Origin of the sequence: Serratia sp. PAMC26656 (assembly GCF_016469055.2) — a bacterium.
GTDB classification, from domain to species: Bacteria; Pseudomonadota; Gammaproteobacteria; order Enterobacterales; family Enterobacteriaceae; genus Serratia; species Serratia plymuthica.
Genome location: NZ_CP150486.1, coordinates 4,380,593 through 4,401,366, shown reverse-complemented (window position 1 = coordinate 4,401,366; position 20,774 = coordinate 4,380,593). Strand labels below are relative to the sequence as shown.

The 20,774-nt window shown below is 57.4% G+C and carries 26 protein-coding genes; 11 read left to right on the top strand and 15 right to left on the bottom strand.

Going from position 1 to position 20,774, the window contains the following annotated elements:
* Positions 1-134 precede the first annotated feature (134 nt).
* Positions 135-1,079: an MBL fold metallo-hydrolase gene (locus JEM67_RS21795; RefSeq protein ID WP_199636703.1), complete on the top strand. Its 945-nt coding sequence runs from the start codon at positions 135-137 to the stop codon at positions 1,077-1,079.
* A gap of 27 nt (positions 1,080-1,106) precedes the next feature.
* Here JEM67_RS21795 and JEM67_RS21790 read toward each other — a convergent pair whose 3' ends face one another.
* Positions 1,107-2,000, bottom strand: coding sequence for a LysR family transcriptional regulator (locus JEM67_RS21790; RefSeq protein WP_199636704.1), 894 nt, complete (start codon positions 1,998-2,000; stop codon positions 1,107-1,109).
* A 124-nt stretch (positions 2,001-2,124) separates the two neighbouring features.
* Here JEM67_RS21790 and JEM67_RS21785 point away from each other — a divergent pair, with 124 nt between their 5' ends.
* Positions 2,125-2,865 (top strand): SDR family oxidoreductase, encoded by a 741-nt coding sequence (locus JEM67_RS21785; protein WP_006327455.1) that lies wholly within the window; start codon positions 2,125-2,127, stop codon positions 2,863-2,865.
* A 76-nt stretch (positions 2,866-2,941) separates the two neighbouring features.
* Positions 2,942-3,151, top strand: a complete 210-nt coding sequence (locus tag JEM67_RS21780; protein ID WP_199636705.1) for a DUF1289 domain-containing protein — start codon at positions 2,942-2,944, stop codon at positions 3,149-3,151.
* Positions 3,152-3,221: 70 nt separating this feature from the next.
* Here JEM67_RS21780 and nrdF read toward each other — a convergent pair whose 3' ends face one another.
* From nrdF to JEM67_RS21755, 5 genes are all read right to left on the bottom strand, one after another.
* The gene (gene nrdF, locus JEM67_RS21775) at positions 3,222-4,193 is read right to left on the bottom strand and encodes a class 1b ribonucleoside-diphosphate reductase subunit beta (RefSeq protein ID WP_199636706.1); all 972 of its coding nucleotides are present in this window, start codon (positions 4,191-4,193) and stop codon (positions 3,222-3,224) included.
* An 8-nt stretch (positions 4,194-4,201) separates the two neighbouring features.
* Positions 4,202-6,346: a class 1b ribonucleoside-diphosphate reductase subunit alpha gene (nrdE, locus tag JEM67_RS21770; protein WP_199636707.1), complete on the bottom strand. Its 2,145-nt coding sequence runs from the start codon at positions 6,344-6,346 to the stop codon at positions 4,202-4,204.
* The gene (gene nrdI, locus JEM67_RS21765; RefSeq protein WP_004953744.1) at positions 6,328-6,732 is read right to left on the bottom strand and encodes a class Ib ribonucleoside-diphosphate reductase assembly flavoprotein NrdI; all 405 of its coding nucleotides are present in this window, start codon (positions 6,730-6,732) and stop codon (positions 6,328-6,330) included. Before nrdI ends, nrdE begins: the two co-directional genes overlap by 19 nt.
* Positions 6,733-6,740: 8 nt before the next feature.
* A complete protein-coding gene (gene nrdH / locus JEM67_RS21760; RefSeq protein ID WP_199636708.1) occupies positions 6,741-6,977 on the bottom strand; it encodes a glutaredoxin-like protein NrdH in 237 nt (78 codons plus the stop codon).
* A 270-nt stretch (positions 6,978-7,247) separates the two neighbouring features.
* A complete protein-coding gene (locus JEM67_RS21755) occupies positions 7,248-7,679 on the bottom strand; it encodes a carboxymuconolactone decarboxylase family protein (RefSeq protein WP_199636709.1) in 432 nt (143 codons plus the stop codon).
* Positions 7,680-7,776: 97 nt separating this feature from the next.
* Here JEM67_RS21755 and JEM67_RS21750 point away from each other — a divergent pair, with 97 nt between their 5' ends.
* Entirely contained in the window at positions 7,777-9,213 is a 1,437-nt protein-coding gene (locus JEM67_RS21750) for a PLP-dependent aminotransferase family protein (protein ID WP_199636718.1), read from the top strand.
* A 63-nt stretch (positions 9,214-9,276) separates the two neighbouring features.
* On the opposite strand, the gene JEM67_RS21745 is transcribed toward JEM67_RS21750, so the two are convergent.
* On the bottom strand, positions 9,277-9,585 hold the full coding sequence (locus JEM67_RS21745) for a DUF883 family protein (protein ID WP_013814218.1): 309 nt from the start codon (positions 9,583-9,585) through the stop codon (positions 9,277-9,279).
* Positions 9,586-9,813: 228 nt separating this feature from the next.
* On the opposite strand from JEM67_RS21745, the gene asr reads away from it, so the two are divergent.
* Positions 9,814-10,275, top strand: a complete 462-nt coding sequence (gene asr / locus JEM67_RS21740; protein ID WP_071990173.1) for an acid resistance repetitive basic protein Asr — start codon at positions 9,814-9,816, stop codon at positions 10,273-10,275.
* 193 nt (positions 10,276-10,468) lie between these two features.
* Here asr and JEM67_RS21735 read toward each other — a convergent pair whose 3' ends face one another.
* Complete coding sequence (locus JEM67_RS21735) at positions 10,469-10,849, bottom strand: DUF4440 domain-containing protein (protein WP_199636724.1); 381 nt, start codon at positions 10,847-10,849, stop codon at positions 10,469-10,471.
* Positions 10,846-12,228: an MFS transporter gene (locus tag JEM67_RS21730; RefSeq protein WP_199636730.1), complete on the bottom strand. Its 1,383-nt coding sequence runs from the start codon at positions 12,226-12,228 to the stop codon at positions 10,846-10,848. Before JEM67_RS21730 ends, JEM67_RS21735 begins: the two co-directional genes overlap by 4 nt.
* Positions 12,229-12,334: 106 nt before the next feature.
* On the opposite strand from JEM67_RS21730, the gene JEM67_RS21725 reads away from it, so the two are divergent.
* Positions 12,335-13,231 (top strand): LysR family transcriptional regulator, encoded by an 897-nt coding sequence (locus tag JEM67_RS21725; RefSeq protein ID WP_004953712.1) that lies wholly within the window; start codon positions 12,335-12,337, stop codon positions 13,229-13,231.
* On the opposite strand, the gene JEM67_RS21720 is transcribed toward JEM67_RS21725, so the two are convergent.
* Entirely contained in the window at positions 13,191-14,228 is a 1,038-nt protein-coding gene (locus JEM67_RS21720; protein WP_199636736.1) for an alpha/beta hydrolase family protein, read from the bottom strand. The two genes, JEM67_RS21725 and JEM67_RS21720, sit on opposite strands and share 41 nt — an antisense overlap.
* 145 nt (positions 14,229-14,373) lie before the next feature.
* On the opposite strand from JEM67_RS21720, the gene JEM67_RS21715 reads away from it, so the two are divergent.
* The 3 genes from JEM67_RS21715 to JEM67_RS21705 all read left to right on the top strand — a co-directional run bounded on the left by JEM67_RS21715 (position 14,374) and on the right by JEM67_RS21705 (position 17,114).
* A complete protein-coding gene (locus JEM67_RS21715; protein ID WP_199636741.1) occupies positions 14,374-15,387 on the top strand; it encodes a helix-turn-helix domain-containing protein in 1,014 nt (337 codons plus the stop codon).
* Positions 15,388-15,482: 95 nt separating this feature from the next.
* Positions 15,483-16,673, top strand: a complete 1,191-nt coding sequence (locus tag JEM67_RS21710) for an MFS transporter (protein ID WP_199636745.1) — start codon at positions 15,483-15,485, stop codon at positions 16,671-16,673.
* Between the two features lie 102 nt (positions 16,674-16,775).
* On the top strand, positions 16,776-17,114 hold the full coding sequence (locus JEM67_RS21705; RefSeq protein WP_013814210.1) for a DUF2002 family protein: 339 nt from the start codon (positions 16,776-16,778) through the stop codon (positions 17,112-17,114).
* Between the two features lie 30 nt (positions 17,115-17,144).
* On the opposite strand, the gene JEM67_RS21700 is transcribed toward JEM67_RS21705, so the two are convergent.
* The 3 genes from JEM67_RS21700 to JEM67_RS21690 form a co-directional block, all read right to left on the bottom strand.
* A complete protein-coding gene (locus JEM67_RS21700) occupies positions 17,145-17,591 on the bottom strand; it encodes a DUF1198 family protein (protein WP_004953697.1) in 447 nt (148 codons plus the stop codon).
* 66 nt (positions 17,592-17,657) lie between these two features.
* On the bottom strand, positions 17,658-17,996 hold the full coding sequence (locus tag JEM67_RS21695; protein ID WP_013814209.1) for an MbeD/MobD family mobilization/exclusion protein: 339 nt from the start codon (positions 17,994-17,996) through the stop codon (positions 17,658-17,660).
* A gap of 195 nt (positions 17,997-18,191) precedes the next feature.
* Positions 18,192-18,605, bottom strand: a complete 414-nt coding sequence (locus JEM67_RS21690) for a DoxX family protein (RefSeq protein WP_004953687.1) — start codon at positions 18,603-18,605, stop codon at positions 18,192-18,194.
* A gap of 117 nt (positions 18,606-18,722) precedes the next feature.
* On the opposite strand from JEM67_RS21690, the gene JEM67_RS21685 reads away from it, so the two are divergent.
* Entirely contained in the window at positions 18,723-19,001 is a 279-nt protein-coding gene (locus tag JEM67_RS21685) for a GNAT family N-acetyltransferase (RefSeq protein WP_199636750.1), read from the top strand.
* 33 nt (positions 19,002-19,034) lie between these two features.
* Here JEM67_RS21685 and JEM67_RS21680 read toward each other — a convergent pair whose 3' ends face one another.
* Positions 19,035-19,217: a hypothetical protein gene (locus tag JEM67_RS21680; protein WP_006327415.1), complete on the bottom strand. Its 183-nt coding sequence runs from the start codon at positions 19,215-19,217 to the stop codon at positions 19,035-19,037.
* A gap of 158 nt (positions 19,218-19,375) precedes the next feature.
* Positions 19,376-20,110 carry a class I SAM-dependent methyltransferase gene (locus tag JEM67_RS21675; protein ID WP_199636755.1) on the bottom strand — a complete coding sequence of 245 codons (735 nt, stop codon included), beginning with the start codon at positions 20,108-20,110 and terminating at the stop codon, positions 19,376-19,378.
* A 160-nt stretch (positions 20,111-20,270) separates the two neighbouring features.
* On the opposite strand from JEM67_RS21675, the gene JEM67_RS21670 reads away from it, so the two are divergent.
* Positions 20,271-20,723, top strand: a complete 453-nt coding sequence (locus JEM67_RS21670; RefSeq protein WP_199636760.1) for a GNAT family N-acetyltransferase — start codon at positions 20,271-20,273, stop codon at positions 20,721-20,723.
* Positions 20,724-20,774 lie beyond the last annotated feature (51 nt).

Below are 20,774 nucleotides of genomic sequence, written 5' to 3'. Positions count from 1 at the left end.
GTGGCGTTTCAGACAAAAGCATTCAAATTAAATATAATTTTTAAACTGATATAATTTAAATTTATTTATTGTGCAGGCGCGTCGGCGGTTTTGGGTTAATACTTACCGCTGTCTAATCACAACAAGGAGTCATCATGTTCTGGAAACGCTACCTGTTAGGTGCGGCATTGGCAGTTATGGCGTTGCAGGCTACGGCCGCCGCACCGCAGGTAAAAACACCTTCACCGGGTTTTTACCGCATCATGCTGGGCAGTTATGAGGTCACTGTTTTGTCTGATGGCGTGATCCGTTTGCCGGTGGATAAACTGCTGCTCAACAGCACGCCGCAACAAATTGCCGAGGGCTTGGCTGAACATCATCAGAGCCTGCCGGTGGTCACCTCGGTCAATGCCTATCTGATCAACACCGGCAGCAAGCTTGTCATGATCGACGCCGGAGCCGGTAAGCTGCTGGGTGACAGTCTGGATCAACTGGTGACTCATCTTCGGGCGGCAGGCTATCAGCCGGAACAGATAGATGAAATTTATCTGACCCATATGCATCCGGATCATTTGGGCGGGCTGACGGAAAATGGCCGTGCGCGCTTCCCGAATGCCCTGGTGCGCGCTCCACAGCAGGATGCCGATTTTTGGCTGAGCGAAAGCCACCTGAAGCAGGCGAAGGCGCAAGATAAGGCCAACTTTGAAAACGCGATAGCGGCGATCAAGCCCTATCAGGCCGCCGGGCATTTCAAACCCTTCAGCAACGACGGTGAGCTGTCGCCGGGCATTGCCGCATTCGCTACCCACGGCCATACGCCGGGCCACAGCGTTTATCAGGTGACCAGCCAGGGTAAAAAGCTGTTGTTGATGGGCGATTTGATCCACGTGGCCGCAGTACAGTTTGCCCATCCGCAGGTGGCGATCAGTTTCGACAGTGACGCCAAAGCGGCGGTCGCGCAACGACTGCGGGTGTTTGGCGACAGCGCCCGACAAAGTGAGCTGGTCGGAGCCGCGCATCTGTCGTTCCCTGGGCTGGGTTACCTGAACAAAGAGGGGGAAGGCTACAGCTGGGTGCCGTTGGATTACGGCGCTTTGTAGCCCTCAGGCCGCCGAACAGGCGGCTTGTTATTGATTGTGTGCGGCAAAAACCTTGCTGAACCAGTCGATAAAGACCCTCACCCGTGGCGACAGTTGACGGTTGCGCGGGTACAGCAGCGAAACCGGCATGGGTGTGGAGGGGCATTGCGGCAGCAGCGGCAGCAGGCTGCCGTTGGTCAAATCGTCAAGCAGGTGATAACGCGGCACCTGAATAATGCCCAGCCCCATGCGCGCTGCCGCGACCAGGCTTTCCGCTGCACTGACCGACACCGTACTGGGCAATGTCACCTGTTGCGGCAGGCCGTTGACGTTAAACTCCAGCGGTATCACTGCGCCGGTAGCCGAGGAACGGAACCCGACCATGCGGTGCCCCTGAAGTTGATCAATGTTTAACGGCGTACCGAAGCGCCGCAGGTATTCCGGTGCGGCGCAGGTGACTTCTTCCAACTCCCCCAAGCGGCGCGCCGCCATATCGCTGTCTTTCAGCTTGCCGACGCGCACCACGCAGTCGATGCCTTCCCGCACAGGATCCACCAGTCTGTCGCCTTCGCTCATGTAAAATTCGATACCCGGGTACTGTGCCAAAAAATCGGGCAGGCCCGGCAGCAGAAAGTGCCGAGCCAGCGTGCCATGCACATCGATGCGCAACAGCCCGCGCGGCTTGGCACCGGCGAACGCCATCTCGGCATCTTCGATATCCGCCAGAATGATCAGGCAACGCTGATAGTAGGCTTCGCCATCCAGCGTCGGGCTGACATGGCGCGTGGTGCGCTGCAACAGTCGCACCTGTAACCGCGCCTCCAGCTGTTTGATGGCATCGGTCACCGTCGAACGCGGCAGGTTCATATCCTGTGCGGCTTGAGTAAAACTGCGCTGTTCCACCACGCGGGTGAACAGGCGCATGGCATCAATTCTGTCCATCGTCATTGTTCGTTTATTTCGGATAGTGATAACGAATTTTAGGTAATTATTCGCTGGTACGAAAGGTGCATTATCACTCTACGCCGGCAAGCCTGCCGACGCTTACCCGAAGAGGACTGAGACTATGAACAACAGCAACCCGCAAATCGCCATTGTGACCGGGGCCTCTCGCGGCATTGGCGCTGCCATTGCTGAACGCCTTGCCGCCGACGGCTTTACCGTAATCGTCAACTATTCGGGCAACCAGGCATTGGCCGATGAGTTGGTGCGTAAAATTGAACAAAACGGCGGCCGTGCGCTGAGCGCCAAAGCGGACGTCAGCGATGCAGCTGCTGTCGCCCAACTGTTTGACCGCGCCGAACAAGCCTTTGGCGGCGTCGATATCCTGGTGAATAACGCCGGAGTGATTGCTCTGGCGCCTGTGGCGGAAATGAGCGACGCCGACGCTGATCGCCTTATCGACATCAACCTGAAAGGCACCTTCAACACGCTGCGCGAAGCGGCAAAGCGTTTGCGTGACAATGGGCGCATCATTAACTTTTCATCCAGCGTGGTGGGGTTGTTGCAGCCGGGTTACGGCATGTACGCCGCCAGCAAAGCCGCCGTCGAAGCGCTGACCAGCGTATTGGCGAAAGAGCTGCGTGGCCGCAACATTACCGTCAATGCGATTGCGCCTGGGCCGACCGCCACCAGCCTGTTCCTGGATGGCAAAACTCCGGATCTGATCGAGCGTCTGGCGCAGATGGCGCCGCTGGAACGCCTGGGCCAACCGCAGGATATCGCCGCAGCGGTATCTTTCCTGGCCGGTGCCGACGGCAGTTGGGTCAACGGTCAAACCCTGCGTGCCAACGGCGGCATCATCTGATCCTGCGCAAAGTTCGCGGTTTCCCGTTGCCGGATCGGGTATCCTGTGGCGGGCAAATTTAGTGGGGGAGTGTTTTATGGCGGGTAACAATAACTCAGGTGACGACGGCGTTCGCTCGCCCTGCATCGCCCTTTGTCGGATCGATGCCGATAAGCAGTGGTGTCGGGGCTGTTGGCGTACGCTGGATGAAATCGCCGCCTGGCCAACCGCCAACGACGAGGAGAAACGCGCCATCTGGCAACGCCTCCGGCTGCGCGCGGAGATGTTTCGCCATGATGAAGAGTAGGGGCGCTGTATGCAGCACCCGCTCACAGGGGAGTACTACAGGGGCGAAGTGACTCGCCGCTGCGTGCCCCTCAGAAATCCCAATCTTCATCCTCGGTATTGACCGCTTTGCCAATCACGTAAGACGAACCGGAGCCGGAGAAGAAATCGTGGTTCTCATCGGCGTTAGGCGACAGCGCCGAGAGAATGGCCGGATTGACCTCCGCCATCGCCGGTGGAAACAGCGCTTCATAGCCCAGGTTCATCAGCGCCTTGTTGGCGTTGTAGTGCAGGAAGGTTTTCACCTCTTCCGTCCAGCCCACGCCGTCATACAGCTCCTCGGTATAGCGCACCTCGTTGTCGTACAGATCCTGCAGCAAATCGAAGGCGAAATTTTTCACCTGCTGGCGGCGCGTGGCGTCAACTTTCTCCAGCCCTTTCTGGAATTTATAGCCGATGTAATAGCCGTGCACCGCTTCGTCGCGAATGATCAGGCGGATCAAATCGGCGGTGTTGGTCAGTTTGGCGCGGCTCGACCAGTACATCGGCAGATAAAAGCCCGAATAGAACAGGAAGGATTCCAGAAACACGCTGGCGACCTTCTTCAGCAGCGGATCGTCGCTGCGGTAGTGGGCCAGAATGATGTGGGCTTTTTTTTGCAGCGCGCGGTTCTCCTCGCTCCAGCGGTAAGCATCGTCCACGTCCGGCGTTTGGCACAGGGTGGAGAAAATCGAACTGTAAGAGCGGGCGTGCACCGCCTCCATAAAGCCGATGTTCGAATAGACCGCCTCTTCGTGCGGCGTCAAAGCATCGGCGATCAGTGCCGGCGCGCCGACGGTATTTTGAATAGTGTCCAGCAGCGTCAGCCCGGTGAACACGCGGATGGTCAGCTGTTGTTCTTTCGGCGTCAGCGTGGCCCAGGAAGGGATGTCGTTCGACAGCGGTACCTTCTCCGGTAGCCAGAAGTTGGAGGTCAGACGGTTCCAGACTTCCAGATCCTTATCGTCTTCGATGCTATTCCAGTTGATGGCGCGCACCAGCGGCGCCGGTTTAACGATAGTCATAAGTTGCCTCACAGCGCGCAGGACACGCAGCCCTGCACCTCGGTGCCTTCCAGCGCCATTTGGCGCAGGCGGATGTAGTAAATGGTTTTGATACCCTGACGCCAGGCGTAAATCTGCGCCCGGTTGATATCGCGGGTGGTGGCGGTATCGCGGAAGAACAGCGTCAGCGACAGCCCCTGATCGACGTGCTGTCCGGCGGCGGCGTAGGTGTCGATAATCTTTTCCGGACCAATGTCATAGGCATCCTGGTAATACTCCAGGTTGTCGTTGGTCATATAGGGTGCCGGATAGTACACGCGGCCAATTTTTCCCTCTTTGCGGATCTCGATGCGCGACACGATCGGGTGAATGCTGGAGGTCGAATTGTTGATATAGGAAATGGAGCCGGTCGGCGGTACCGCCTGCAGATTTTGGTTATACAACCCGTGCATCATCACCGACTGGCGCAGCGCTAGCCACTCTTCATGGCCTGGGATGGCGATATTGGCATCGGCGAACAGCGTGCGAACCCGTTCGGTCCGCGGCAGCCATTCCCGTTCGGTATATTTGGTGAAGTAGTCGCCGGAAGCGTAGGTGGAATGCTCGAAGCCTTCGAACGCGCTGCCGCGCTCGATCGCCAACCGGTTTGAGGCGCGGATGGCGTGGTAAGCCACGGTATAGAAATAGATATTGGTGAAGTCGATGCCTTCTTCCGAGCCGTAGAAGATACGTTCACGCGCCAGATAGCCGTGCAGGTTCATCTGGCCCAGGCCAATGGCGTGCGAGCTGCGGTTGCCTTCGGCGATCGACGGCACCGAGCGAATATCGCTCATGTCGGCCACGGCGGTCAGCGCGCGAATGGCGGTGTCGACCGCTTTGCCGAAGTCCGGCGCATCCATGGTTTTTGCGATGTTCAGCGAACCGAGGTTGCAGGAGATGTCCTTGCCCACCCGATCGTAGCTCAGGTCATCGTGATAAGTGCTAGCGCGGTTGACCTGTAAAATTTCCGAACACAGGTTGCTCATGTTGATGCGCCCGGCGATCGGGTTCTCGCGGTTGACCGTATCTTCGAACATCATGTACGGGTAGCCGGATTCAAACTGGATCTCCGCCAGCACCTGGAAGAACTCGCGGGCATTGATGCGCGATTTGCGGATGCGCTTGTCATCCACCATCTCGCGGTATTTTTCGCTAATGCTGATTTCCGAAAACGGCACGCCATATACCTGCTCAACGTCGTAAGGCGAGAACAGGTACATCTCTTCGTTGTTTTTGGCCAGCTCGAAGGTGATATCCGGGATCACCACCCCCAGCGACAGCGTCTTGATGCGGATTTTCTCGTCGGCGTTTTCGCGCTTGGTATCGAGGAAACGCAGGATGTCGGGGTGGTGCGCATTGAGATACACCGCGCCGGCTCCCTGACGCGCACCCAACTGGTTGGCGTAGGAAAAGGCGTCCTCGAGCATTTTCATGATCGGGATGACGCCGGAAGACTGGTTTTCAATGCGCTTGATGGGGGCGCCCACTTCGCGAATGTTGGTCAGCAGAAACGCCACACCGCCGCCGCGTTTCGACAATTGCAGCGCGGAATTCACCGCCCGGCCGATCGACTCCATATTGTCTTCGATACGCAACAGGAAGCAGGAAACCAGCTCGCCACGCTGCTGTTTGCCGCAGTTGAGGAAGGTTGGCGTCGCCGGCTGGAAACGGCCGGAAATCATCTCTTCCACCAGTTCCTGCGCAAGCCGGGTATCCCCCGCAGCCAGCGTCAACGCCACCATGCATACGCGGTCTTCGTAACGTTCCAGATAACGTTTGCCGTCGAAGGTTTTCAGCGTATAGCTGGTGTAGTACTTGAAGGCGCCGAGGAAGGTCTCGAAGCGGAATTTTTTGGCGTAGGCCTGCTGGAACAGCTGTTTGATAAAGCTGAAGTCGTACTGCGCCAGCACCGCCTGCTCGTAATAGCCTTCCTCCACCAGATAACGCAGCTTCTCTTCCAGATTGTGAAAGAACACGGTGTTCTGATTCACGTGCTGCAGGAAATAGTGCCGCGCCGCCAGCCGATCCTTATCGAACTGGATACGGCCTTCGGCATCATAAAGATTGAGCATTGCGTTGAGCGAATGGTAATCCAGCGCGCCGCTGGCGGGTCTGGTCAGTTCTGTCGTTGCCAAAATGCGGTTACTCCCTGTCGAACGTTTGCAACGTCTTGCGTGGTGCCGAGCAGCTCAAAGCGATAAAGAAAAGGCACCTGACATTTTTTGGCGATGATGTCGCCGGCAATGCCGTACGCTGCGCCGAAGTTGGTATTCCCGGCGGCGATAACGCCGCGCAGGTATGAGCGATTCTGCGGATCGTTGAGAAAACGGATCACCTGGATCGGCACGGCCCCCACGGCGCTGCCGCCGCCATAGCTGGGCACAATCAGGATATAGGGTTCTTCCATCAGCAATTTGCTGCGGGCGCCGGCGATGGGAATGCGCATCGCCGGCAAGCCCAGTTTTTCAACGAACCTGTGGGTGTTCTCCGAACTGCTGGAGAAATAAACCAACGGGTGCATGGCGGGCCTCAGGACGCGAGGGCGTGAGCCAGGGCGCCAATCTTGTCGGGCCGGAAACCTGACCAGTGATCGTCACCGGCGATAATCACCGGAACTTGCTGATAACCCAGAGATTTAACATGGCTAAGCGCCTGTTGATCCTGAGTGAGGTCGATCACCTGATAGTCAATGCCTTGTCGATCAAAGGCGCGATAGGTGGCGTTGCATTGGACACAGTCCGGTTTACTGTAAATAATAATGCTCATGATTCGCATTTACCTTTTGGAGTGAAGGAAAGGCGGACAGGTCAGATAACGGAGCATTGGACGGCGTTTCTGACGGCGTTACCCAGCGACAAATCATACCGACACTGGATAAACTGAATACTATATGTTGATATTTTATTTATCAACCACGCTATATATAGTGTTTTGATGATTTTTTCGTTAAGGCCGCAGTGGGGCTGGATCTGGGGGCGTGAAATTTATTTCGAGGGGGGAGAACCCTCTCGCAAGGAGAGGGGAAGTGCAGTCTGGTTACTGACGCATGCTGACGGCCAAACGGTTAAAGGCGTTCATGATGCTGATAGCGAAGGTCAGATCGGCAATTTCTGCGTCGCTGAAGTGCGTCTGCAACGCCTCAAATGCGCTATCCGGCGCGCCGGTAGTGGCGATCAGGGTCACGGACTCCGCCCACTCCAACGCAGCGCGTTCGCGCTCGCTAAATGCATTGCTGACGTGCCAGCCCGCCAGTTGGTCCAATTTGTCGTTACTGATGCCGCTCTCGCGCAGCGCCTTGCCGTGCATCTCCAGGCAGAAGGCGCAGCCGTTGATTTGGGAGACGCGCATAAACATCAGCTCAATAGTCGCCTTGTCCAGTGCGCCTTTCTCCAGCGCCATCAGCGCGCTTACCAGGCCTTTGTAGGGAGCGGCAGAGAGTTCGGCGTATTTCAATCGTTGCTTAATCATGGTCAACCTCGGTTAGCGGATAGCAAAATCATGGGGGCTACTTTAGCGGCGACATGGACTATGCTATAGGGCCATAAAATGATTATTTAACCGGGCCATGATGCGCCAATTTCTTTCCTCCCTGCGGCTGGATAACCAGCTTGCCGAGCCGCTGTACCGGCAGATTTATCTGCGTATTAAAGACGCTATTGCGCAAGGGGCGCTGACTGCGGGCAGCCGGCTGCCTGCGGTGCGTGGGTTGGCGAGCGATCTGGGCGTCGCGCGTGCCACCGTGGAAAGCGCCTATGCTCAGCTGATTGCCGAAGGTTTTTTGCAGAGCCGGGGGCAGGCGGGCACCTATGTTTCACCGCAGCTACCTAACCTGCCGGTGCGCGCCGCGCCGGTGGCGGAACCCTTGCCGGCGGTGGTACCGAACTCGCTGCATCCGAACGGAATGATGCCGCCGTTTCAACTGGGGCTACCGGCGCTGGACGCCTTTCCGCGCGCGCTGTGGCAGCGAATTGTCGCTCGCCAGCTGCGTACCGGTACCACGGCATCGCTGGCGCATCCGCCTACCAATGGCCTGCCGGAACTGCGTGCGGCCATCGCCAATTATTTGCATCTTTCTCGGGGCATCAACTGCCGGCCGGAGCAGGTCTTCGTTTGCGCCGGTTATCAGGCGTTGTTGGATCGGGTTATCGGCACCTTGTTAACACCGGGTGATGACGTGTGGCTGGAGGATCCGGGGTATCCGGTGACGCTGCCGCTGTTTCGCGCCGCCGGCATGCGGCCAGTGGCGGTGCCGGTTGACGATCAGGGGATGGATATCACCGCCGGTATTAGCGCCGCGCCAGGCGCACGCATGGCGGTGTTGACGCCGACGCATCAAAGCCCGCTGGGCGTGTCGCTCAGCCTGGCCAGGCGTGTGGCGCTGTTGGAATGGGCGCAGCAGCGCGCGGCGTGGATCCTTGAAGATGACTATGACAGTGAGGTCCGTTATCACGGCCGGCCGCTGCCGCCGCTGAAAAGCCTCGATCGTCAGGGACGGGTACTGTACGCCGGCACCTTCAGCAAAACCCTGTTTCCTGCGTTGCGGATGGCTTATTTGGTGGTGCCTGCCGAACTGGTGGAGGCCTTTAGCCACAGCAGCCGGCTGCGGGGCTGCGGTTGCCCGCCGTTGATGCAAGCCAGCGTGGCAGATTTTATCAATCAGGGGCATTTTTACCGCCATTTGAAGCGAATGCGGCCTATCTATCGTCAGCGGCGTGAATGGTTGGCGCAGGCGATCGAGCAACAGTTGAGCCGGCATCTTGCGGTGGCATCGCAGGCGGGCGGCATTCAGTTGTTGGCTCGCCTGACAACGTCGTCGGGGCAGGATAAGCGTCTGGCGCAGCGCGGCTGGGAGGAAGGGCTGTCGCTACAGGCGTTGTCGGATTGGCAGATAACTCACCCTTCAGGAGAGGGGCTGTTAATGGGCTTTGCCAACTTCACGCAGCGGACGGATGCTGAACGGGCGGTGGCCAGACTGGCCAGGTTATTCAACGGCGGAAATTAAACGGCCCACGGGAAACCGTGGGCCAGACGCACATCTGTTTTATCTTTATGACTGCAAGGGGTGTTAACGCCGGGCCAACAGAACGCCGAGGACGATGCCAACAGCGGCCCCGATCCCTACGCCCTGCCAAGGTTTGTCACGTACATAGCTGTCGGCTTGATCGACGGCGTCGCGTGCGTGTTGTGTCAGACTGTTGGAACCATTGAAGCGGGCACGGGCATCGCGTAATACGCCTTTTGCCTTGCTGTGCAGCTCTCTCAGTTCCTCTTTGGTCTTGTCACCGGATTCGCGTAGCACCTCATCCAGCGTGTCTGCCAGAAGGGTGACGTCCTGATCGATGTCGCGTTCTACTTTTTCAGATTTCCTAAACATTCGACTCTCCGTTTCGACACATGTCTATTAAGTGTAGACCCTTTTTCAAACTGTGTTGGCGATCACGGAAAAAACCGCACGCGGATGGGGGCTCATTGCTCGCGTTACCGCTTGTACATTTGGTTACGCGGCGAAACCAATCACTCACGGAAGCGGCTCATCGATTCCTCTAGTATCTGTTTCAACGGCCCAACAGGGCTTACCGAAAAACACTCTGAGGATTTAAAGATGAAAAAAGTATTAGCCCTGATCGTTGCTGCTACCATGGGTCTGTCTTCTGTTGCTTTCGCTGCTGATACTGCAGCTGCTGCTCCAGCAACGACCACTCCGGCTGCAACCACCACCACTACTACCGCTGCGCCGGCCGCTGCTGCTGCTGAGAAAGCACCAGCTAAAGCAACGCATCACAAGAAAGCGAAACACCACAAAAAAGCCCCAGCTCAGAAAGCTCAGGCCGCTAAAAAACACCACAAAAAAGCCGCTGTTCAGAAAGCTCAGGCTGCTAAAAAGCACCACAAAGCCACCAAACAAGCGCCAGCTCAGAAAGCCCAGGCTGCTAAAAAACACCACAAAGCACCAGTGCAGAAAGCCCAGGCTGCTAAAAAACACCACAAAGCGCCAGTGCAGAAAGCTCAGGCCGCTAAAAAACACCACAAAGCTGCCAAAAAAGCCGCTACTCCAGCCGCTTAATTGAGTGAAAATGCGGGGCCTGATGGCGCCGCATGATCCAGCCAGTATTCAGACACCCGGTCCGCCGGGTGTTTTCTTTGAGGGCTATCTCATGATGATTAATCGCTATCTGTTTGAAGTGATTTTCAGCGCCGTCACCCTGTGCGGGCTGATCGTCGCCTGGGAACTGTTCCTGGCCGACGGCTTCCTGTGATTATTGTGCGAGGGGGGTCTCATGCAGATGCCGCCAGCCCAGACCAGTTTGGGTCTGTTCAAATACGACCGTTGAGTTACGCAGCGTGGTTGCCTGTCCGGGCAGCGTTTGCCTTTCGCGATAACTGACTACCGCCCCCGTCGGCCATTCGGCCACTAGCGCCATCTCTTCTATTGTGATTTCCAGGCCCGGTTTGGCAGCGCGATGCGCGCGGAAAAACGCGCACAATGCGGCGAAATCCAACCTGCCACCATTCAGCGCAATCATGCTAAAGGCCGGATCAAAGCGCGCCAGCAGCGCCTGCTCATCTCCCGCTCCTTTTTCCAGCCAGTTTTCAATAGCGACGTGAGCGTCGATCACTTCGGTAAAATATCGGTTCATGAGATTTCCTGTTGAGCGTTGAGACGGCGCACGATGGCGCGGTTAGCGATGCGCAGACACAGCAGCAGCGGGATCAGCGTGCTGGCGGCGGCAAGGTAAAAACAGCTTCGATAAGCGACAATTGGCGGAACATGTTCAAGCAGCAGATTGAACAACAGGCTGAGCAGCGCGACCCCCAGGCAAAAACTGAGTTGGCGATTGATATTCCACAGCGCGCTGGCGTCGGCCAGCTGCTCATCGGCGATATGCAGGAACGCGCTGCTTTGTGCGGTGCTGCTGCACAGGCTGCCGCCAAAGCCCATCAAGGCAAAGGCGCTGATTTGCCATCCATGATCCCCGGCGTGAGCAATTTGCGACAGCGCCAGAATACCCAGCCCCTGCAACAGGCAACCGGCAATAAATAGCGGCCGTGGGCCAAAGCGGTTGAATTTCCTGCCGGTCAACGTGATGGCGAGGAATGAGGCCAGCGACCAGGGCAGCATCAGGCCGCCGACCTGCGCGGCGCGCATGCCCAGCTGATTTTGCAAATACAGCATGGCGATCAGGCTAACGCCGATAAACAGGCCGGGAATGCACTGATAAATCATCATCGAGGTGCGCAGAAGCGGCTCCTGTACCAGCCGCAGATTTAACAGCGGCTGGGCGATGTGCAGGCTGCGCCGCAGGTAATGAGCCAGCACCAGCGCGCCGCCGGCCAGTAACAGCAAGCCCTGCAACAGGTTGTCGGCCTCACCTAATCGAGTCAGGCCAAGCAGGATCAGCGTCAGGGCGGCGCAGGCGCTGATCAACCCCTGGACGTCGAGCGGTTTACGCTGCGGATCTGGGGCTTGGGCGCGCAGCCAAAGTGAGGCCAGCAGCAGCGCCAGGGCCGCCAGCGGCAGGTTGGCGAAAAATACCCAGCGCCAGTCGAGCCTGTCGACAATCAACCCGCCCAGCGTCGGTGACAGCGCGGGAGCCAGCAGGCCGACCAGCATAATGGCGGCGGAAAGCCCGGCGCGTTCATGGCTGCGATACAGCTGATAAGTCAGCGTCTGGCCGATGGGGATCAGCAGCCCGCCGCCCATACCCTGTACGACCCGCCAGCCAATCAACTCGCCGATGGAGCCGGCATAGCCCGCCGCTGCGGTCGCCAGCATAAACAGCGTCAGCGACAGCAAAAAGACCCGCCGCCCGCCAATGCGCTGCGCCAGCCAGGCGCTGAGCGGGATCACCAGCGTCAGGCCGAGAATATAGCCGTTGCTGACCCAGGCCAGTTCGCCGACCGAGGCATGCAGCGCATGGCCGATGGACGGATAGGCGACGTTGGCGATAAACATGTTGATCAGATCGACGAAAAATCCGAGCAGATAGACGATTGCGACTTTGATGCGATAGGGCATGGAGCCTCCGGTTGAAGGCTGGCAGTGTAGCGGTAGCGAAAGTGCGGATAAATCGTCTGAGGACGATTACACTGTCAAAAATATTTTGACAATAAAGGGCGGCAGCATGCTTAACCTGCAACGGTTGGCTATTTTCGTGGCGGTGGTGGACGCCGGGAGTTTCACCGCTGCGGCGGTGACGCTCGGGCAAACCAAGGCGGTGGTGAGTTTCAATGTCAAACAGCTGGAGAGCGAACTGGGCGTGTCGCTGTTGGTGCGCAGCACCCGGCGGCTGGCGCTGACCGATGCCGGCGAGCGATTTTATCAGCGTTGTTTGCGGCTGTTGCAGGATGCGGAAAACGTGCTGGACGATGTGCGCCGCGATCACCACGGATTGAGCGGCGTATTGCGCATCACCACCACACCGGAATACGGCGCTCAGGTGGTGGTGCCGGCGCTGGCGGCATTTTCACGGTTGCATCCGCGTTTGCGCATTCAGCACGTTTCTTCCTCTTACCATGCCGACTTGATTTCGGAACGGTTCGACGTGGCTATTCGGCTGGGGCAACTGGCGGACTCCAGCCACCGTGCTGCGCTAATCGACAGCTTTGCCATTTTGCCGGTCGCGGCGCCGGATTATCTGGCCCGCCACCCGGTCGGCTCGTTGACGCAACTGGCGCAGGCGCAGTGGATCGCCCACAGCCGCCTCAGTTCGCCGCTGAGCTGGCAGGTGATCACCCCGCAACGGCAGGCGGTGCTGTTCAAGGTTGAAGACGCCGCCACGCTGATGGGCGACAGCGCCGCCGCGCTGCTGGCGTTTGCCCTGCATGGCGCCGGGGTGGCGCTGTTGCCCGAATGGCTGGTACGACCGGCCATCGCCGAAGGCAAGCTGTGCGCGCTGTTGGCGGACCACCAGTTTCCCGCGCAGAGCATTTATGCGTTGTACCCAAATACTCGCCACGTACCGGAAAAGGTGCGGGCGTTTATTGATTTCCTGCGTGAGCGGGTAGCCACGGGCGGATAAACGCCAGGATAGCCGCCAACGTTTGCCGGTGTACCGCTTCGCGCTGTTCGCCGGAAGCGGCGCACAGCATTTCACCGTCGCCTTCTTCCTCCAGAATTTGTCGCCCGTTGGGGCGGCAAAGTGGCAGGAAATCAAAATGATTGCCGCCGGTTAGCTTGAGCGCGTGGATCGGCTGCCGCCCGGCGTACGTGGCCAGAGCCGCGCCGCCAAGGCTTTGTTGCCGGTTGCCTGGCAAATAGCGTTGCGGCTCGACGATCAGCAGCGGCGCGCCGAGCCGATGCAGGCTGGCTGGCAGCAGATAGGGGGCCATACCGGGATCGAGGGCGACGGCAAAGCGGATGCGCGGGTCCCTGTAGTCGGCGTCAAACTGCCCGGCGGGGAGTTGGGCCAGTTCCACCTTTGCCTGAGTATAAAACTGGCAGTCAGGTGACTGAGGGCGTTGCCGACAACCGGCGATAAAGTCGGCCAGCCTGATCCTGCCGCCGAGGGCGGCAATGGCGCTGTAGCCGCCTTTGGAGTGGCCGATAACGCCGATCGCCTGACGATTGATTGACTGGCGCCAGCGGGGATCGTGGGTCATGGCATCAATTAATGCGGAAATATCGCCGGTCTGTAGCCACAGTTGGGCGGAAAGCGCAGGAATTGAGTTGCCGGTGGTGCTGCCTGGATGATTGGCCGCTACTACCACGGCACCCTGCTGAACCAGCGCTGCCGCCAGCCACGCCTGGCTCGCATTATTGCCGCCGCTGCCGTGGCTGATCACGATCAACGGGAAGCGCCCCTTTGCCACCGGTGCATCCGGCTGGCTTTCGATACCGGTAAACACCGGATTTTCCCCGACCCACTGTGGTGTGCCGGTGGCTGAGGTCGGGTAATAAATACGGCTCGCTAACTGGCGTGTACCGGTCTGAAATACCTCATCGTGGGTGGCGATCCGGTAAGCGGCGGCGTTAGCCATTCCACACAGCAGTAACCACAGGAACAACGCTCTTTTCATTTTTACTCCTCAAGATGTATGTCAATACGCTGAAGGCTGGCATTTGCCGCTTAATCCGGCGACCTCGATCGCGATCCGGGTCGTTAAATAATTGTTTTAACAGGTTTAAGGTCCTACACTGCAGATCCCGAATGAAGACAACAAGATGTCGCCGATGCCGCTTATTCCTGTCACTTTTCTGTTTGGCCTGCTGTGTCTGGGGCTGCTGTACCGCCTTGGCCGGCCGCAGGCGCGGCGCTGGGTGTTTCAGCTGTTGTTGTTGTTATGCGCCTGGCAGAGCTTGCTGGTAGGCCTGCGTTACGGCTATGGACTGACGCAGTTCAACGGGTTGCAACCTTTCGGTGCGGTGGCGATACCGCCGCTGACCTATCTGGCATTTCTTGTCAGCACTCAGGGCAGGCTGAGGTGGCGTGAGTTGTGGCACCTGACGCCGTTATGCCTGACGATGCTGGCAAGCGTCTTGGCTCCGTTCTGGCTGGATATACTGATCGTCGTCACCGATCTCGGCTACGGCGCTGCCCTGTTGTACGCGCTGCGACGCGGCGAAAATGCGTTGCAACAGGTGCCGCTGGCGGAAAGCTGGCTCAGCTACCGGCTGTGGCGCGGGTTGGGGATATTGCTGGTGGCGATAGCGGCGGCCGAAGGGGTGATTGTGCTCGATTTCGCTTATTTCGAGGGACGACATGCCGCCATGCTGGCGACCTTCGACAACCTGCTGGTGGCGTTGAGCATTTGTCTGGTGCTGTCCCGCAGTCGGCCTTCGGAAACCCCGACAGAAAGAGTGCCGGAGCCGCCTGACAGCGTCGCGGAAGACGAAGAGCGGCTGGCGGAGTGGTTCGGTCTGGTGCAACACCGGCTGCGGCAGGATGATCTTTATCTGGAGCCTGAGCTGAATCTGGCCCGACTGGCGCGCAAGGCAGGCTTGCCGGCGCGGCGCGTTTCCCAGGCCATCAACCGGCATACGGGGATGAATGTGTCGCAGTATGTGAACCAACTGCGTATTCGCCAGGCAGCGCAGTGGCTGCTGGCCGGTGACGATCCGGTGACGGATATCATGCAAAGGGCCGGGTTTACCACCAAATCGAATTTTAACCGTGAGTTTCTGCGTATCCAGGGCGTCAGCCCGAGCGAATGGCGCAGGCAGCAAAAGGTTAGTTAAATAATAATTCGTTATAACTCTCATATTTATGATCGGATCGCGCCGGGGTATGCTGAACGCTGTTGCTTACCCCGTATTGATGCGAGCCGCCCTCGATGACCGCAGTCAGCGCCAAAGAAAACACCTTCCAGCTTAACCGGCGGATCTTGTCCGTGGTGATGTTTACCTTCGTCTGCTACCTGACCATCGGTTTGCCGCTGGCGGTATTGCCGGGATTTGTGCATAACCATCTCGGGTATAACTCGGTGCTGGCCGGGTTAATCATCAGTGCGCAGTACTTCGCAACGCTTTTCAGCCGGCCGCATGCCGGGCGCTATGCCGATCAACTCGGGCCGAAAAAGGTGGTGTTGTTCGGGCTGGCCTGTTGCGGCGTGAGCGGGGTGTTTTATGCCATCGCTTTTTGGTGCGACGGCCTGCCGCTGCTGAGTCTGATCCTGCTGTGCGTCGGCCGGGTGTTTCTCGGTGTCGGCGAAAGTTTCGCCAGCACTGGTTCCACGCTGTGGGGCATAGGTCGGGTGGGGCCGATGCATACCGCCCGGGTGATTTCGTGGAATGGTGTGGCCACCTACGGCGCGATGGCAGCCGGCGCGCCGCTCGGCGTTTATCTCAATCAGCTTTGGGGGCTGACCGGGGTAGCGGCGCTGATCGTGTTGGCGGTGGCGGTTTCGCTGTGGCTGGCGGGCGGTAAACCGAACGTGTCGATCTCCGCCGGCAAGCGTCTTGCCTTCAGTGCGGTGCTTGGCCGCATCTGGACCTATGGCCTGGGGTTGGCGCTGGGCACCGTGGGCTTTGGCGTGATCGCCACTTTTATTACCCTCTACTATGCTGATAAGGGCTGGAGCGGGGCGGCGTTCTCGCTGACGCTGTTCAGCTGCGCCTTTGTCGGCATCCGCCTGATCTTCAGCCACACCATTAACCGTCACGGTGGCTTGAAGGTCACGCTGGCGTCATTTCTGATTGAGATTGCGGGGCTGTTGCTCATTTGGCTGGCCAATGATCCGCTGATGGTGCAGGCCGGGGCGTTGCTGGCCGGTGCCGGTTTCTCGCTGGTGTTTCCGGCGCTGGGGGTGGAGGCGGTGAAGCAGGTGCCGCAGCAGAATCAGGGCACCGCGCTGGGTACCTACTCGGCGTTTCTCGATTTGGCGCTGGGGATCACCGGGCCGCTGGCCGGTTTGCTGATGAGCCGGATGGGCGTGCCATCGATCTACCTGGCAGCAGCCTTGATGGTATTTCTGGGCGCCTTGCTGACGCTGCGGTTGTTGTTGCAGAACCGATCAAATACCTAGTTAAGGATTATTCCTAAACCCACATGCATACCGAGAAATTTATTGTTTCATCTCATGATTGCGGTAAGGTCGCTCAGCGGTCCAGAACGAGAGGAGAAATCGATGTATTTACGGCCGGATGAAGTGGCTAGAGTGTTGGAGAATACCGGCTTTGAACGTGATTATATCACCGATCAAGCCTATGGTTACCGCAAGGGTGAGCACTACGTGTATGTGAATCGCGAAGCGCGTATGGGCAGAACTGCGCTGGTGATCCACCCTGCGCTGAAAGAGAAAAGCGTGCATTTCGCCACGCCGACCTCGCCGATTCGCACCAGCGAGCAGTACCTTGAATTCCCCCTGGATTTAAGCAGCGATGCCCCGAGTACGCGTTATGGCATTCCACACGGCTTTAGCTCGCGTGATGCGCTTTCGCGCTATCTCTACAGCATGTTCCTGTAATCTATTATCCCCCGCCTGCGGGGGAGTATCTCACCCGTTGGCGATCGCCTCGCGGTTAAAGCGCTCATTGTAGGCGCGGCGAAACTGCGCCAGTTCGAACGCGTCAATATCCAGATCGGCAAAGTAAAACAGCGCGGCCTCGGTGTGCTCGGCATGCAGTTCCGGCGACAGCCCGGCGCGCAGCAGCGTTTCACGCCACAGGGCGATTTGCTCGTCGCTCGCCTGCTTGATAAAGGTCAGATAGATAAACAGCAGATAAGCCGCCTGGTGCATCTCCTCGGTGTAACCGTTGTTCAGCATACGGATAAAAGTCTGGCTGTTGCGGCTGCCCATTTCCTGAATCATCGATTCAATCAGCATCGGTTTAACTTTCAGCAGGTGGGCCAGCGAGTCGATAGCTTTGCGGGTGTCTGAAGTCAGAATGCGGTAACCAATAATAAATACAACGATCAGGGCTGCGATGATGATCCAGGTCATTTATGATTTATTACACTCTCAGAGCGCCAGTATTTGGCAGGAGGCGCTGTGCTGCAGCGCCCGGGGTCAACGCTGTTCGCCGCTGAAGTTATCGGCTGCCCGCTGTTGATTGCGCAGGTGATGGTTGAAGGTGGCGGCGTCTTTGGCCAACGCATCCAGATGTGCGCCCAGCATTTTGATTTGCTTCACCAGCGCGTGCTGTTCCGGCACCGAGTTGGCGGTGCTCAGTTTGCGCACCAACTGAGCATTTTGCATATGTAGCGCTGCTTCGCGTTGTTTGGACTCTTCCAATAACTGTTGCAGAGCCTGATAGCTTTGCTGCCATTCACGGTGCTGCTTTTCGAAGCTGGCCTGCAACTCACTCATTGCATTTTGAAACTGGATTTCCAGCTCGCGCATTCTCATGGTCTCTTCCTTTGCGGCACTCAATAATGGTTTGCAGTATAACGAAAACTGCACAGAACCTCACTCGTTGACGACGATTGCAGATAATTCTCGCATGTTTACCGGGGGGCATCTCTTGCGCAGCATGGCATGTTGAAGAGGGGAGCGTCAGGAAAACGGCCGGTAGCGTCACCACCGGCCGTTGTCAGAGGAGAATTATTTATTAAAGAATTTATAGTCCAGCGAATAACGCCCGGCGCCGGTAACTGCCAGCAGCAGCAGCCCGCCGATAATACTGATGTTTTTGAAGAAGTTTATTTCATTGCCCATCATTTCCATCCCGGTCATTTTCCAGAATGGATGGCCGATAAAAGCGGTGCCGAGCACATAGACGGCGAAAATAACCGCGATAGGGCGGGTAAATATGCCGAGAATAAGTGCGATGCCGAAAACAAACTCAACCACCACGGCGATAATCGCCGCCAAATACGGCATTGGGGTACCGTAACCCTCCATTGCGCTCACCGTTGCGCCAAAGCTGGTCAGTTTCATCCAACCAAAAATGATAAACAGGACCATCAACAATATTCGGGATAGCAAAATAACACCGTCTTTTGAGCCGTCACCCATTTTGAACTCCTTAGCCACTACAGAATTATGTTGTGTTACTGATTAAAGACTAGACTAACCCTAGGTTATTTCTAGTGACAGCAGGCCATTACGCATTTAAATATCAGGAGAAAGGCTGTGGAACTTAACATTCTGGAAGATGAGAAACGTTTCTATATAAACGATCGGCAGGGTAAAACGATCGCTGAGATATCTTTTGTGCCGAGCGGGGATAAATTAACCATTATCGATCACACCTGGGTAGATGAGGTGTTGAAAGGTCAGGGGGTGGGTAAAAAGCTGGTGGCGCGGGTGGTGGCGAAAATGCGTGCGGAAAACCGTAAAATCATTCCGCTGTGCCCGTTCGCCAAACACGAATTCGACACCACGCCGGACTATCAGGACATTCGCGCCTGAAAGCTTAGCGGGGTGCCGCTGCGCCCCGACCGTTCAGCATACGCCGAAATCGCCGTCTTCATGATAGAGCGCCACATCGCTGGCCTGGACTTCCGCACGCTGCTCGGTGCCCAGTTCGTTCCAACTGCAGACCAGTGTGTCACCATCAATGGCCACCACGATCATCTTTGGGCCGCCGGTAGTGCGCTGTACAAAATCGCCGACAGTAAATGCCATTGTTTTCTCTCCGGTTCAAAGGGGTAAAGCTTAAGTATAGTCGGCTGTTGGCGGGCTCTACGCAAGAAGGTGCAGCCGCCAGGGGCGGAATAAAACGTTGGGGGGAGGCGGCCTCCCCAAGAATGGCTGTGTTAAGGGTTTACGGCGAGAGAAAATAATCAGGCGGGTTTATGGGCGGCCAGGATAAAGATCATCGGGCGTTCTTTTTCTTCATCCAACGCCGGATTTTCCGCGATTTGCTGCGTCGAAGGGCCCCATTCATTCAAATAGGTGATGATGAATCCCTGTTGCACCAGCAGGTTGATATAGCTGCCGAGCATGCGGTGCTGCTTGATGACGCCTTCCGCCAGCCAGTTGGAGATCCGTCGCCCTTCCTGTTGATAGCTGTTGACCGGCCAGGATTTTTGCCCGTGTTGATCGACCAGCCAGCCCTGATGTTGCGGCGCGGTATAAATCGGGTGCTCTGCGGTGAAGATAAACTGCCCACCCGCCGCCAGCGCCTGATAAACGGTGGCGAACAGCCGGGCCAGATCTTCGATGTAGTGCAGCGTCAATGAACTGTAGGCCAGATCGCAGGATGCCGGCGGCAGTTGAAGCTGCTCCAGATCTTGCTGGCGGTATTCAATGCCGGCGTCCTGCGTCATTTCCCGCGCTTTGTTCAGCATTTTCTCGGAGAGGTCCATGCCAAGTACGCTCGCGGCGCCCTGTTCGCGTGCGCTGCGGCAGAACCAACCGTAGCCGCAGCCGAGATCGACCACCTTCTTGCCGTGCAGGTCCGGCAATATGCTGCGGATAGTCGGCCATTCCGGCGCGCCGTCCAGCCCGTTTACCGAGCGACTGAGCTGGGCATAACCGTCGAAGAAGGCCTGATTGTCATAAATATTTTGCGTCATAACGACTCCTGTTTGGGAAAACACTGCCGAATCGTTGGGCAGTGTCGCCATGTTAGCTTCACATCCGGCTGATTTCTATAATAAAGACCGTGCTAGCCGGCCTCTGTTACTGCATAATTTTAGACTGGTTCAAGCAGGAAAAATAATCACAGGAACGGATATGAACATGATTTCGGTGCGTCAATCACCTGAGTTTGCGCAACAAGCGATTCGCTATTTCCAGCAGCAATGGGCTTCGCCAGACACCCTGATGATGTATGAAGATGCCATTACCCGCTGCATTGGCGCAGCCAATCCGCTGCCGCAGTGGTATTTGCTGATGGATAACCAGGATATCCTGGGTTGTGCAGGGTTGATCACCAATGACTTTATCAGCCGCGGCGAGTTGTACCCCTGGCTGTGTGCGCTGTATGTGGAAGAAGCGCACCGTGGGCGCGGTTACGGTTCGTTGCTGATTAATCATGTGGCGGAGGAGGCACGCAAGATGGGGTTCCCGCAACTGCATTTGTGCACCGATCTTGAGGGCTACTACGAAAAACAGGGTTTTGCCTTTAACGGATTGGGCTATCACCCCTGGGGCGAGGCTTCACGAGTGTATACACGGGCGCTGTAAAGACCGCCACAGCCAGACCCGCCGTATCAATAAGGCGAACCTGGCAACGCG